This is a genomic window from uncultured Psychrobacillus sp. (assembly GCF_938022135.1).
Lineage (GTDB): Bacteria > Bacillota > Bacilli > Bacillales_A > Planococcaceae > Psychrobacillus.
Genome location: NZ_CALIED010000011.1, coordinates 33,325 through 47,425 on the forward strand (window position 1 = coordinate 33,325; position 14,101 = coordinate 47,425).

Sequence of the window (14,101 nt, forward strand, 5' to 3'; positions counted from 1 at the left end):
AGGAGGAGCTAAATCGATTTGGGTAGACAAATTGGAGACTATTCTTTAAACCATTTAAAGGAATACCAGCCAAAGCTTATTCATAAGCCGGTAGACTTTCAGGTGTTTTGGGAAGGACAAAAGAAGAAAATAAGCAATATCCAACCAAATGTCACAGTTGTTTGGAAGGATTACGTGATTCCCACTATGGAGGTAGCAGATTTGGTGTTCGAAAGCTGGGATGGGACACCATTAAAAGGATGGGCTATTAAGCCTAAAGGTGTTGAACGATGTCCTGTTATATTAAATATCCATGGATATACAGGTAGCCGTGGACTGCCCTTAGACTATTTAAAATGGATTTCTATGGGGATAGCTGTGTATGCCTTTGATGTTCGAGCGCAAGGAAGCTCACCGGACTACGCTAAATACAATAATGGAAGTAGAAGTCTTGGTTGGATGCTAAATGGTATCCATGATCCAGATAATTATTATTATACGAATGTGCTTAAGGACCTTCTATTTCAGCTTGAATGGATTAATTCACCGCAGGCTCTTTTTAACCCAACAAAACTAGGAGTTGTAGGAAGCTCTCAAGGAGGGGGCTTAGCCTTAGCAATTGCAGGATTGGATCGAAGGATAGAACTAGTAGTCTCTGATTATCCATTCCTCGCAAATTTTGAAAGAGCCTTAGAGGTGTCTTTGGCAGGACCGTATATGGAGTTTATCAACTATTTCAAGTATACAGACCCACAATATGACACCTATGAAACATTGATGAATACACTTGGCCATATTGATTGTGTACATTTCTGTGAATCTATTAATTGCCCGACTCTAATGTCTATTGGATTAGAGGATTCTGTAACACCACCATCCACTGTCTTTGCAGCCTATAACCATTTACGAACAAAAAGTAAGGAAATAGAAGTCTACCCTCAATATGCACATGAGGTTAACCCTTTTCATGAAGAAAAGAAGTTAGCTTTTGTCAGAAAGTATTGGAGCTGAAGGGATAGATAGGAGGGGAACAAATGAAAGTTAGTATAAGTATGTATAGCTTAGCTTCCACTCTTCGAGGAGAGAATTGGTCAGTTTCAGATTTTATTGATTATGCAAAAAATATATCTTTGGATGGCGTAGAGCTTTTAGATATTTACTGGCAAAATCCTGTTAACAAGGATGAAGAGATACAGAAAGTTGTCGAGAAACTGCACAAAACCAATCTAGAAGTATCAGCTTATGATATTACAAATAACTTTGTTCATCAAAACAAGACAGAACGAAAAGCGGAAGTTGAGAAAGTACTAGAAGGCATTCGTGTCGCCAAGGCATTGGATGCTAATACAGTTCGTGTTTTTTGTGGAGATATTAGAGAGGGTCTTATCTATGAAGATTGTTTTGATTGGATCATCGAGGGCTTGAAGGAAAGTGCAAAGGTAGCTGAACAGGAAAAGATAGTATTGGCTATTGAAAATCATGGTCTTTTAGCGGGAAAAAGTCAGCAGATTCAGGAAATTATTAAAGCAGTCAACAGTCCGTATGTGAAATCTACCTTTGATACGGGAAATTTTTTATTAGTCCACGAAGAGCCTACGAAGGCATTTGACCGGCTTAAGAATGAAATAGCTCATGTTCACTTTAAGGATTTCAGAGAGAAGGAAGTTCATGAAACCGTAAAAGGCTTTCGTTCAACGGAAGGAAAAGAGCTAATCGGGGTTATCCCAGGTGACGGGAAAGTAGATTTAACTTATATCGTGGAAGGACTTAAAAAACAGGATTACCAGGGTTGGCTTTCTATTGAATATGAAGGCTTTGAGGATGCGAAGCTTGCTAACGAAGAGGCCGTGCGTCGACTTAGAAAGCTGTTGAATTGAGGAGTGATTAATCATGAGTATTATTTTAGGTGATTTTACTGAAGTGGAGCTAGGACAGGCAAGTAGGCTTCAGTCTGTTGAAAAGCTAGTGGAGATTAACGGTGAACAAGGTTCTTTTGTTATGGACGCTACAGAGAAAAACTTAAGAGCTCTAGAGAAAAGTGGATATAATATTTTCATTCCAGCAGACTTACTTAGTTATGTAAATGAGGATAGTGACGCCAAGGTATATTTTGAATTGGAGTGTTATCCTTTCTACAAAAAAATAAAAGAAGTAATAGAGAATGGCAGCAAGGCAAATGGCGTATTTCGTTTTCGAAGAATGGTAAGAGAGTATAACCTAGATATTATGGCAGGAGACCTCTATGTACTTTCCTTATTATTTGGTGAACCTAAAGTGAGACAAATAAAAAGGTCTAAGCGAGATTCTGGTATAAGTCATATGATTCTCATGATCCGTTTTGAAAGTGGAGCCATGGCCCATGTCGAATTTACGATTGCAAATGTGGAACGAGTTGAAGTGGAATGGAGTGGAATGAAGCGTATTGTTGAATTTGATAGTGAGGAGTTGAACGGTCAGCTTCTTCCATTACAATACAATGCAGATGATGTAATGCGCTCTGCAAAAAAGGTAGATGCTGTACTGATTGAAAAAGTGAAATTCTATCGGGATTTCATAGCTGGAGGTACACTTATATGAAAATAGGTATGATGAGTTTTGCTCATATGCATGCAAACAGTTACGCGAACGCTCTAACAAAAATGAAAGACGTGCAGATTGTTGGTATCTTTGATGAGTCGGCAGAGAGAGGGCAACAGGCAGCTGCTTTGTTTGGTGCGCCCTATTTTAACAATCAAGAGGAATTTCTCTCCTTAGACATGGATGCAGTGATCGTTTGTAGCGAAAATAATCGACATAAAGAGATGGTAATCAATGCAGCTAAAGCTAAAAAGCATATTTTATGTGAAAAGCCAATTGCTACTAATATAGAGGATGCAAAGGAAATGATTGAAGTATGTAAAGAGCAGTCGGTCATTTTGCAAATAGCTTACCCCGTAAGATTTAGTACTCCAATTAGTCATTTAAAAGAGTTAATTGATAAAGGAGAGCTAGGAGAGATTATTGCTTTTCGTACCACAAATAGAGGACAAAACCCTGGTGGTTGGTTTATAGAAGAAGAAGCGGCTGGAGGAGGAGCAGTGCTTGATCATACGGTACATATGGTAGATATAATGCGTTGGTATATAGGACAGGAAGTTTCAGAAGTGTCTGCTATAGTTGACTCCTATTATCATGATATTGCAATAGATGATGCGGGTCTGCTTACGTTAGAATTTGCAAACGGTGTAATTGCTTCTCATGATCCTAGCTGGTCAAGATTTGCTCAATATCCCACTTGGGGTGATGCAACGATTGAAGTCATTGGTACCAAGCAAATAGTTAAGGTAGATGCCTTCAAGGAGCATTTCCGTATGTTTGTTAGTGGAGAAAAATCTCTTGAACACGTTTTCTATGGAAATGATATGGATTTTGGGTTAGTACAAGATTTTGTTCAATGTGTAAAAGAAGGAAGAGAGCCATCGGTTACTGGCTATGATGGTTTAAAGTCGCTTGAAGTCGCCTTGGCTGCATATGAGTCTAGTAAATTAAAGCAACCAATTAAATTATAGAATTCTACAGGCACGTGTCTAGAAGAACATGGGCCTTTTACTGTAGCTAGAAATCAAGATATTAATCTAAAAGGCAGTGATATTATGAATTTGATTACTTACTTTAGCAAACAAGAGCCAATTCTATTTGCAGTGGAAGAGTTAAAAAGGTTGTTAGAAAAAGCCGGTATCGAAGGCTCCTTGAAACTTGTTGAATGCTTTAAAGATAGCGACGATCATCAAATTTTATTAATAACAAGAGAACGATACGAATCATTATCGATTGATTCCAAACTACCTGTTGTTTTAAGTCTAGACGGCTACAGCATAGTAAAACAAGGCACCAACACATGGATTATTGGGGAGGAGCCACGCTCTGTTTTATATGGAATTTATAAGTATTGTGAAATGTATTTAGGCTATAGATGGACTCAGTTGGATCAAGAAGAAATAGTTGCAGCGCCGCTTCAAGAGCAAGAAGAACTTTCTACTTTTAATCCTACTTTTGAAAGAAGAGGAAATATTATTGAAACCATTGATGACTCAACATTTATTAATTCATTAATAGATTGGGGAGTAAAGAATGGCCATAATGAATATTTTTTTACTTTCTTTTTATGGGAAAAAGTAAAAAGGTATGTAGCTCCGACCTTAAAAAAAAGAGGAGTAAAGGTAACATTAGGCGGCCATTCACTTCAATTTTTATTAAACGAGATAGGTATTCAGAGTGCTAAGCAAGAAAATATTCAATTCTTTACAAGAGATAAGGAAATACAGGAGAAGGTCATTCAAAAAATTGTAGCTATTTGTAAAGAGAATGAGGTAATTTCTAGAATATCCTTGTGGCCAGAGGATGTGGGTATTGGAGAGAAAAACGCCAGTGACTTCATGTCGAACTATATTTTATTTACTGAAAATTTGAATAAATCTTTAAAGAGTAGTGGGCAGCAAGTAGAGGTCGAGCATATAGTCTACAACGCTGGACTTTCGTGGAACATGCTAGAGCGCGACAATAACACGAATATCTCGTCAGAAGTTGATATTCTATTTGCATACTGGGGAAGAAATTACGCAGAAAGTATAGAATCACAGGAGATTAATCAGCAAAGAGCAAGTCATGCATTGAAGGATTGGAACGCGGGAGCCACACAGAATGGTAGAAATCTAACCGTTTTAGAATATTATAGCGACCATTTCATGCTAAGTGAGCTATTCCCACCCCTGGCAAAAAGAATTGATGAAGACGTAAGGGATTATCGACGTCAAAACGTAACGGGAATTTTAAATCTGATTGTCCCGCCACATGTGAAAGATCACTCTACGGAATTAGACAAAAGTTACCCATGGAAGTGGGTCCAACATTTTAATAATTATATATATACGAAGCTTGTTTGGGGACAGAGTTTAAGTGAGTCTCTAGAACAATATTTTCAGATCTATGCTTCTGATTCGACACAGATTAAAGAAGCATTTCTTTTGTTAGAAGAAATAATCTCACCTCACACTAAATGGAACGTACCGTTATTTCCAGCTAGAGTCGTCGATCCAGAAAAGGTTACAGATATGGCAGAGCGGCAGGACGTTGCAAACTGTCTAAACGAGATAGGTAAGTTTTTTGGACAGTGGGATTTTGAAGAGACAGAAAGGCTGCTGTCTACTCAATCAAAAGATATTTCACAATCTTATACACCAACAGAATTAGCCAACATATACTTCTATTTTTTAAAAACAGTAGCTGCAAGAACTCTAAAAGAATGGAACGAGAAATAAGAGAAGGAGGGAAGCGAATGAATTTTAAAGAACTTTACTATTACAAGCCTACACCCAAAAATAAAGAATCTAAAATTGTGGAGAGAGACTTAATTATATACGGTGGAACTCCAGCAGGTTTAACTGCCGCTGTTCAGGCGCGACGAAATGGATTGTCAGTAGCAGTGGTAGAATTTAGCCGGAATATTGGAGGCATGACCGCTAGCGGCTTAGGTGCCACAGACCTTGGCGCAGAAAATGCCATTGGTGGACTTGCTAAAGAGTTTTATAATGAGGTAGCTAAATACTACCGTAAGGAAAAACAATGGAGATTTGAACCAAAGGCTGCACAATCTATATTTGCATCCTGGATGGAAGAGTATAACATCCCGGTATTTCTAAATGAACACTTACATGAAGTTATTAAAAAGGATCGAGAAATAAAGGAAATCATCATGGAGAGTGGTAATCGTTTTAAAGGGAAAGTCTTTATGGATTGTAGCTATGAGGGAGACTTACTTGCGCTAGCGGACGTTTCCTATTTTGTAGGTAGAGAGTCGAATGCCACTTATAAGGAAATCTATAATGGCGTTCAATTTGGTGCACCACATCATAAATTTGAGAAGTGGATTGACCCGTATAAGATAGAGGGTCAGGAGGACAGTGGACTATTACCAGGTATAAGTGTAGATAGTAAAGAGTCTTTAGGATACCAGGGACAGGGGGATCATCGGATTCAAGCCTATAACTTTCGAATTTGTTTAACAAATAACCCTAAAAATCGAATTTCTTTTCCAAAACCCCCTAACTATGAGCCACAGCGTTATGAGCTTTTATTACGCTATATTAAGTCGGGCGTTTGGGATGCTATGAAGCTACATACTCCACTCCCAAATGACAAATCGGATTTAAATAACCACGGTGCAATCTCCACTGATAATATTGGTAAGAATTATGAATGGCCTGAGGGTAGCTACGAAAGACGAGAGGAGATTTTTCAAGACCACGTAAATTATGATCTTGGGATGCTCTATTTTTTATCTAATGATGAACGAGTCCCACAGTCAATCCGTGAGGAAGTAGCATCTTGGGGTCTACCAAAGGACGAATTTATGGAAACGGGACATTGGCCGCATCAGCTTTATATTAGAGAAGCAAGAAGAATGATATCAGATTACGTCATGACAGACCATAACTGTCTTGGACAATCCTTTGTTGAAGACCCAATTGGATTGGCTTCCTTCCATATGGATTCTCATAACTGCCGACGTGTGGTGATTGATGGAAGATGTGTAAATGAGGGAGATGTGCAGGTCCCGATTTCTCCATTTGAGATATCCTACCGCTCCATACGTCCAAAAGTAGAGGAGTGTACTAATTTGCTTGTTCCAGTTTGTTTATCCAGCTCTCACATTGCTTTTGGATCTATACGAATGGAGCCAGTATTCATGATTCTTGGACAATCTGCAAGTGTTGCAGCAAATCTAGCCATCAAACATAATACATCTGTCCAAGAAATAGATTATCAGGAACTAAAACAAGAACTAATGAAAGTAAACCAGGTGGTTGAATGGAGTAGCGACATGAAGGATGACCCTATCAAACGTATGCAAGAGACATTTGGAGAATAGTAGAAAGGAATGACGTGAAATGAAAATATTGCCTTGGGATGCTAGTAGATTAGAGGAAATGGTCGAGCTCTGGAACAAAGAATTGGGAGAAGAATATCCAATGCGTCAAAAACTTTTTAACCAAAATAGTTTGGAAGACAAGAATATTCTAGAAGATGGTTGTGCCATAGCGGTAGATGACCAAAATAACATAATAGGATTTATTATAGCTAAAAAGTGGCAGGAGAAAGTAAATGTAAAAATGGATTCTAAAAGGGGGTGGGTTCAGGTACTCTTGGTTGACACAAATTACCGGAATAAAGGGTTAGGGACAAAGCTACTTAATAAGGCCGAAGAAACTTTAAAAGATCATGGTATAGAGGAGGTTCAGTTAGGCGGAGATCCTTTTCATTATTTCTCTGGAGTACCTCTACAATTTGGGGAGACACAACAGTGGGTTGAAAAGAAGGGCTATGTGAAAAGAATCGACACATATGACTTGATTAATCATCTAAGTAAGAACTATTCCATGCCCGAAGACAAGACAGTGTCTTATTCAATCTTACAACCGGATGAAAAGGAAGAGTTTCTTACCTTTTTAAACAAGTCTTTTCCTGGCAGATGGGAATACGAGGCGATCAAATATTTTGAATCGAATGGAAATGGAAGAGAGTTTGTAGTACTCAAAAAGAATGGACGTATCATTGGATTTTGTCGAATCAATGATGATGCATCCCCAACGATTGCGCAGAATGTTTATTGGAGTCCTTCCTTTACAACTAAGGTTGGAGGGATTGGACCCCTTGGAGTAGATTCGAGCGAACAAAAGCAAGGATATGGATTAGGAATTGTACAGGCGGCAATGGTTCTATTACAGGAAAGAAAAGTCGGAACTATTATTATCGATTGGACGATATTAGTAGACTTTTATAAAAAACTAGATTTCGATATTTGGAAAGGATATGGGATATATTTAAAGGATTTAGCAGGTACAAATTGAAATAGAGTTTACAGAAGAAAGAAGTACTCGATTTTAGACTCATTCAAAGTCGACAACCCTCACTAATCATAGCAAAAACTATTCTTAAGACTAGTACTAATAACTATATAAATAGGAGGAAAAATAAATGAGAGAATTCTTTAAAATTGTAATGATTACGGTTCTTTGTACAAGCGTGGCGTTAGGAAACTTTACGCCATTATCCATATCTCATGCGGAGGAAGCTTCAAGTGAGATACGAAACCCTGGATTTGAAGAGGTAAATAATGACCCTTCTACTATACCAGGATGGTCGATGGAAAATAACAGTAGTACTCCAGCAGTTATTACCAACACTATTTCTCACGAGGGGAGTCATAGCCTACACTTTAAAGACGAATCGGACAAAGCAGGTAGTAGGATATTTAGTGACAGAGTATCGGTCACTCCTGGTAAATCCTATACTGCAAAGGTCATGACAAATGTGGTAAAGCAAACTCATAATATTGTGTATGAGGTGCACTATTACGACAAAGACAATAGAAAGCTCACTAACAATGTCAAAACAGAGTTATTTGGAAACTTACCTAAAGACAATTGGACAGAACTAAAAGTCTTTACTGAGGTTCCTGCGAATGCAGCATATGCAAGGCTAGCCTTCTACTCTGGCGTAATTAGCTTAACAGAGGCTTACTTTGATGACGTTACTTGGGAGCAAGCAGTAGAAGACATTCCATTAGAAAGAGAATATGCTTCTCCAGTCGATTTAGGTGAAATGGTTAACGTGCAGTTAGGACAAGCAGCAGTTATTCAAAAAAATAGCCTTGGAGAAAATGAAGTATATTATCATTCTAATGGCCTTCCGGGAACATTTTCTGTTTTAAATGCTGAAACAGGAGATCTTAAATTTTCTAAAGTAATAGAAGGAACAGAGGCTTTATGGGCAATCACAATTGGTTCCGATCAAAATGTGTATTTTGCAGGAACAGGTGATGGTAAGCTTTATCGATATTTACCAGAGGAGAAGAAAGTAGAAGAATTAGGGGTCAATCCATCTGATAACTGGGTGTGGGATTTAGAAGGTACCGCTGATGGGAAGATTTATGGGTCCACTTATCCTCATGCAGCTGTATTCGAATATGACATAGAAAGAGGTGCTTTCCGTAACTTTGGTACTGCAAAGGAAGGTCAGCAATATGCGAGAGGAATTGGAGTAACTGATGACTCTATTTACGTCGGAGTAGGTACTAAAAAGCATTTGATCAAGATTGATAGATCTACAGGAGAAAAAGAAGAAATAATAATTGAAGGCCAAACAGGTACAGATGGCATGATCGAAAATATTTTTATCGTAAATGATAAGCTGTTTGTTTCCGCTGGTTCAGTAACTATGCTAGTTCTTGATAGAGAGACGCATGAAGTGATTAATCAATTTAGTTATAGCAATATGATTTCAGACCCTTCTCCACACAATAACAATTTAATTTACTTTAAGTTTGAAAAGAAATTGTATCAGTACGATTTTAGTAAAAATGAAACAAAAGAGATTGAAGGTATTCCTTTATTACCAGACACAGTACGAGTTAAAGATATGGAATGGATAACATTAAGCAATGGAGAGACAGTTCTTGCTATGATTACGCAGTATGGCGAATATATATTATACGAGCCAATAAAAAATGAAATAACGTTTATTGACATGGATATTGCCTCACAATCCGTAGAGATTCAGGCGCTAGAAGCTGGACAAGATGGAAAATTATATATGGGTGGCTACCAGCGTGGACTAAGTATATATAACCCATTTACGAATGAAAGGGAAGTGAATATACCTTCCTTTGCCCAACCAGAAGGCATCGGCTTTCTAAATGACAAAGTATATTATGGAACATATGTAGGAGCGATGATTTATAGCTATGATCCGAACAAGGAGATAGATTTAAATAGTAACCCTAAGCTAGAATATGATATTACTGATCATCAAGATAGACCTTTTACACTTACATCGGGAGATAATAAGCTATTCGTTGGTACGGTACCAGATTACGGGGTATTAGGTGGAGTTCTAGCCATATTCGATGAAGACACCGGTAAATGGTCACAATATAGAAATGTAGTAGAAGATCAAAGTATTATTGGATTAGCCTATAAGGACGGAAAGCTATATGGCAGCACATCCATTTGGGGCGGACTAGGCTTGGACCCAAAAGCAAAAGAGGCTAAGATATTTGTATGGGATGTAGCTACTTCCAAAAAAATAGAAGAATTTACCCCTGCTATTCCTGGAATAGATGAAACTCCAAGAATGATTGGTGAGATCTCATTTGGACCTGATGGTAACCTATGGGGCATAGTTGATGGGACAATATTTGCGATGGATCCAGAAACGAAGGAAGTGGTTAAGAGTAAAACCATTCATCCAAGCTTATATAATAGCAGTAAGTGGCTACCTTACCGACTAGAATGGGCACCAGATGGAATGCTTTATACGACACTTTCTCGAAAGTTAGTTGCTATTGATCCAGAAACCTTGTCACATAAAGTTATCGTAGATCGCTTTATGAATAATATGACGGTAGGGATGAACGGAAGCATTTATTACGCACAAGGCAACAAGCTACAAATGATTGCAGTACCTGAAACAGACGCTACACTAAAATCTATTTTAATTGGCGGAAAGACTATTTCTAATTTTTCACCAGGGAAAAGCCAATATAGTTTACCGGAACAAGAAAGATCGAGCTTACAAGCTATAGCAAATCAGACAGAAGCGAATATAGATATAAAAGACGAAGGACAAGTAACTATTATTTCAGTCACTGCTCCAGATGGTAAGTCAAAGAAAACATATAGTATTCAATGGGAGCAACAAGCAGAGATTCCGGAATATGCAATGGAAGTGAATGTGAAATTCCAAGATGAAAAAGGAAAGGAAATACAAAAGCTTACGAAGGAGAAAAAGATTACAGCTGCCATAGAGGTTATAAATACTAAAAATAAAAATCAAGATATTTTAGTATTAATGGAGTTACTTGATGAGAATGGAAAAGTAGTTGATCAAGATCAAAGCTCAAGAACAATCCCAAAAGGTAAGACGATGAAAATGTCGACAAAGCTTAAGATGCCTAAAAACATTAAGGGGTATCAACTAAAAGTAACTGCGTGGGAAGGTAAGAAGATAAAGGAGAATATGGTGCCGTTATCGGAAGAGTTTATCATTAAGGAATAAAATCTGGAAAACATATTCATAGGTGGGTGAAAAAAGTGCTAAACATAGCACTTTTTTTACTGATATTTTCTACAGCATAGCATTATAAAAGCCCACAACCCTTTAATGGGCTGTGGGCAAATTTATATTATCGTATGCGGCTTTCTGTTTCCTTGTCAAAGAAGTGAGCCTTAGACATATCAAATGTAAGCTGTATGTTTTGCCCTGTTTCTAAAAGAGAATCGGCATTAATTCGAGCAACGTATTGCTGTTCTCCTAGAGTGGAGTACACCATGAACTCAGCACCTGTTAATTCACATACATCTACATGTGCGTTCACTACGGATTCTGGTGTTCTAGTCAGATCCTCTGGGTCGGCAGAAATATGCTCTGGACGGATTCCGAAAATAATATCTTTACCGTTGTAGCCTTGCCCATTTAGAAGAGAAGCCTTTTCTGGAGATAATTTAATCTTATTCTCGCCGGCTACAAAGTAACCGTCTTTTACTTGCCCTTGGAAGAAGTTCATGGCAGGTGATCCAATAAAGCCTCCAACGAAAACATTTTCCGGGTTTTCATACACGTCTTTCGGTGTACCGACCTGTTGAATAAGGCCGTCCTTCATAACTACTAAACGTGAAGCCATTGTCATTGCCTCTGTTTGGTCATGGGTAACGTATACAGTAGTTGTTTTAAGTCGGTGGTGAAGCTTAATAATTTCAGCACGCATTTGTACACGTAATTTGGCATCTAGATTAGATAATGGCTCATCCATTAAGAACAGCTTAGCATCACGGACGATTGCACGTCCTAATGCCACACGCTGACGCTGACCGCCAGACAAAGCTTTTGGTTTTCTATTTAGAAGTGGCTCAAGACCTAGAATTTCAGCTGCATTCTTCACTCGCTTGTCAATATCAGCTTTAGGGAATTTTCTTAGTTTTAACCCGAAAGCCATATTATCATAGACAGACATATGCGGATAAAGTGCGTAGTTTTGGAACACCATTGCGATGTCGCGATCTTTAGGAGCCACATTATTCATAAGCTTACCCTCGATACGAAGCTCACCTTTAGAAATTTCCTCTAGGCCTGCAATCATACGAAGTGTTGTCGATTTACCGCAACCAGATGGCCCAACTAAAACGATAAATTCTTTGTCTTGTACGTGTAAGTTAAAGTCTGAAACTGCAGTAGAAGTATCATCATATATCTTATAAATATTTTCGAGAACCATTTTTTCCATTGTAAATCCCCCCAAATTGTTTTTTCCATACATTAAGTTTAACAATAGAGATTAATGGCTTATATAGATGATATGCACAAGGTTTTTAGAAATATATTGTGCATGTTGTTATTCATAGTTTACGAGCAAGCTAGCACAATAAACAATGAGTGCTCCGCCAAAGTCACGGACTGATATACCTGTGATTTCCTGAAATTTTGACAATCTATAATGAAGTGTATTCCGGTGAATATGTAATTTTTTTGAAGTGATAGAGGCGTTGAAGCCATTTTCGAAAAATGCACGGACGGTTTGCAGTAGCTCCGTGTCAAATTCAATTGGAATTAACACTTCGTGGTGAATGATTTGTCTCAAGCTTTCCGACATTTCATTGGTTAGGATGGTCGGAAATATGCTTTCGAGTGTATAAATTCGTCCAGGAAAATAGTTGCCTATTCCATTAGAAAACCATTCTCTTTCTAAAGCATAACGTGAAGGTGTTTGTTCATCTACAGGATAGAACTTCCCGATAAAGAGCTGGGCTTTTATAAAAAAATCACTTTCTAAAGCTGAGATAAAGGAAGCCAGGTCCTCTGGAGACTGAGTATATGTAGACTTTTGTTCAATCAGTAAGGCATTGTTGGGGGCTACGAAAACAAGTTGCACAGCATCCTCGAAAAATAATTGAACGGCCTTGGCCAAGTCTGTATTTTGAAAGCTATTACTCTTTATCACAAGCTGTATAATACGAATTTTCTTGCCTGCCTCAATAGGTAGCTCACCAGAGCCTTGAAGAAAACGATTCCACCTTTCAGAAAGTGAGTAATCAGATGGCAATGTTAAATCTACTACTGTGTAGAAAGAAGAGAGTAGCGAAAAGTCCCGAGAGGATACTTCATTCTTCTTTATTTGTATCCACTGATTACTAGAAGGATCATGAAAAGTATGAACGTCCTTGTCTGTGTTGTTTGGGTATTCTGAAAATTTATGATAGGAAGGAAAGAGGGAAGATAAATCTTTCAGCATAGTTGAACTCCTTTCTCATGAATCTCTTTCTGGAACGGTGGTAGATTAGTATGCAAAGTAGACATCTAAACATATATATCAGGAAATTAATGGCTCAAAATAGAAATCTCCCAAGTTTCATATGAACTCGAGAGATTTCCTTTACTGTGCGGGCTTGAGATATAAAGTTCAATCTTTCTTGTAAGCTTGTCATGCACTTATTAAATTGCTTAGCTAAGACCAAATTCCGTTATTAAAGAGGCTAAGCCACCTTGGAAACCGCTCCCAATTGCGTTAAACTTCCACTCATTTCCGTGTCTGTATATCTCACCAACAACAAGTGCCGTTTCAATGGAAAAGTCCTCTCCCAAATCGTATCGAACTATTTCTTCATGCGTCTCGTCATTTACAATCCGGATAAAGGCATTAGAAACCTGACCAAAGTTCTGATTCCTAGCCTCTGCATCATGAATAGTAACGGTAAAAACTACTCTATGCACACCGCTAGGGACTTGTTGAAGGTTCACTAACAATTGCTCATCGTCACCATCGCCATCACCTGTGCGATTATCTCCAGTATGAACAACTGAGCCATCCTCACTTTGAAGATTGTTATAGAAGATGAAACTTTTATCGCTTAGTGCCTTTCCATTTGAATCAACTAAGAAAGCAGAGGCGTCTAAATCAAAGTCATGACCACCACTATAGCGATTTGTATCCCAACCTAATCCAACCATAATTTTTGTTAATCCAGGATTCGTTTTTGTAAGATCAATCTTTTGTCCTTTAGATAGGTTAATAACTGACATTTCAATTCCT

At 38.1% G+C, this 14,101-nt stretch carries 11 protein-coding genes; 8 read left to right on the plus strand and 3 right to left on the minus strand.

What is annotated here, in order from left to right:
• Positions 1-18 precede the first annotated feature (18 nt).
• The 8 genes from Q0371_RS02170 to Q0371_RS02205 all read left to right on the plus strand — a co-directional run bounded on the left by Q0371_RS02170 (position 19) and on the right by Q0371_RS02205 (position 11,073).
• Complete coding sequence (locus tag Q0371_RS02170; protein WP_298467730.1) at positions 19-990, plus strand: alpha/beta fold hydrolase; 972 nt, start codon at positions 19-21, stop codon at positions 988-990.
• 23 nt (positions 991-1,013) lie between these two features.
• Positions 1,014-1,856, plus strand: coding sequence for a sugar phosphate isomerase/epimerase family protein (locus tag Q0371_RS02175; protein ID WP_298467732.1), 843 nt, complete (start codon positions 1,014-1,016; stop codon positions 1,854-1,856).
• 13 nt (positions 1,857-1,869) lie between these two features.
• Complete coding sequence (locus Q0371_RS02180) at positions 1,870-2,556, plus strand: hypothetical protein (RefSeq protein WP_298467734.1); 687 nt, start codon at positions 1,870-1,872, stop codon at positions 2,554-2,556.
• Positions 2,553-3,527: a Gfo/Idh/MocA family oxidoreductase gene (locus Q0371_RS02185; protein WP_298467736.1), complete on the plus strand. Its 975-nt coding sequence runs from the start codon at positions 2,553-2,555 to the stop codon at positions 3,525-3,527. Before Q0371_RS02180 ends, Q0371_RS02185 begins: the two co-directional genes overlap by 4 nt.
• 84 nt (positions 3,528-3,611) lie before the next feature.
• Entirely contained in the window at positions 3,612-5,276 is a 1,665-nt protein-coding gene (locus Q0371_RS02190; protein ID WP_298467738.1) for an alpha-glucuronidase family glycosyl hydrolase, read from the plus strand.
• 17 nt (positions 5,277-5,293) lie between these two features.
• Positions 5,294-6,886, plus strand: a complete 1,593-nt coding sequence (locus Q0371_RS02195; RefSeq protein ID WP_298467740.1) for an FAD-dependent oxidoreductase — start codon at positions 5,294-5,296, stop codon at positions 6,884-6,886.
• 19 nt (positions 6,887-6,905) lie between these two features.
• Positions 6,906-7,865, plus strand: coding sequence for a GNAT family N-acetyltransferase (locus Q0371_RS02200; protein WP_298467742.1), 960 nt, complete (start codon positions 6,906-6,908; stop codon positions 7,863-7,865).
• 127 nt (positions 7,866-7,992) lie between these two features.
• Positions 7,993-11,073: a carbohydrate binding domain-containing protein gene (locus tag Q0371_RS02205; RefSeq protein WP_298467744.1), complete on the plus strand. Its 3,081-nt coding sequence runs from the start codon at positions 7,993-7,995 to the stop codon at positions 11,071-11,073.
• A 127-nt stretch (positions 11,074-11,200) separates the two neighbouring features.
• Here the strand turns inward: Q0371_RS02205 and ugpC are convergent, their stop codons facing one another.
• The 3 genes from ugpC to Q0371_RS02220 form a co-directional block, all read right to left on the minus strand.
• Positions 11,201-12,298, minus strand: a complete 1,098-nt coding sequence (ugpC, locus tag Q0371_RS02210; RefSeq protein WP_169360193.1) for a sn-glycerol-3-phosphate ABC transporter ATP-binding protein UgpC — start codon at positions 12,296-12,298, stop codon at positions 11,201-11,203.
• A gap of 108 nt (positions 12,299-12,406) precedes the next feature.
• On the minus strand, positions 12,407-13,303 hold the full coding sequence (locus tag Q0371_RS02215; protein ID WP_298467746.1) for a helix-turn-helix domain-containing protein: 897 nt from the start codon (positions 13,301-13,303) through the stop codon (positions 12,407-12,409).
• A 209-nt stretch (positions 13,304-13,512) separates the two neighbouring features.
• Positions 13,513-14,091: a TerD family protein gene (locus Q0371_RS02220; protein ID WP_169360191.1), complete on the minus strand. Its 579-nt coding sequence runs from the start codon at positions 14,089-14,091 to the stop codon at positions 13,513-13,515.
• Between the last annotated feature and the right edge of the window lie 10 nt (positions 14,092-14,101).

Coding starts and splice junctions, on each gene's coding strand:
- Q0371_RS02175 (WP_298467732.1), top strand. CDS start 1,014: ATGAAAGTTAGTATAAGTATGTATAGCTTAGCTTCCACTCTTCGAGGA.
- Q0371_RS02180 (WP_298467734.1), top strand. CDS start 1,870: ATGAGTATTATTTTAGGTGATTTTACTGAAGTGGAGCTAGGACAGGCA.
- Q0371_RS02185 (WP_298467736.1), top strand. CDS start 2,553: ATGAAAATAGGTATGATGAGTTTTGCTCATATGCATGCAAACAGTTAC.
- Q0371_RS02190 (WP_298467738.1), top strand. CDS start 3,612: ATGAATTTGATTACTTACTTTAGCAAACAAGAGCCAATTCTATTTGCA.
- Q0371_RS02195 (WP_298467740.1), top strand. CDS start 5,294: ATGAATTTTAAAGAACTTTACTATTACAAGCCTACACCCAAAAATAAA.
- Q0371_RS02200 (WP_298467742.1), top strand. CDS start 6,906: ATGAAAATATTGCCTTGGGATGCTAGTAGATTAGAGGAAATGGTCGAG.
- Q0371_RS02205 (WP_298467744.1), top strand. CDS start 7,993: ATGAGAGAATTCTTTAAAATTGTAATGATTACGGTTCTTTGTACAAGC.
- ugpC (WP_169360193.1), bottom strand. CDS start 12,298: ATGGAAAAAATGGTTCTCGAAAATATTTATAAGATATATGATGATACT.
- Q0371_RS02215 (WP_298467746.1), bottom strand. CDS start 13,303: ATGCTGAAAGATTTATCTTCCCTCTTTCCTTCCTATCATAAATTTTCA.
- Q0371_RS02220 (WP_169360191.1), bottom strand. CDS start 14,091: ATGTCAGTTATTAACCTATCTAAAGGACAAAAGATTGATCTTACAAAA.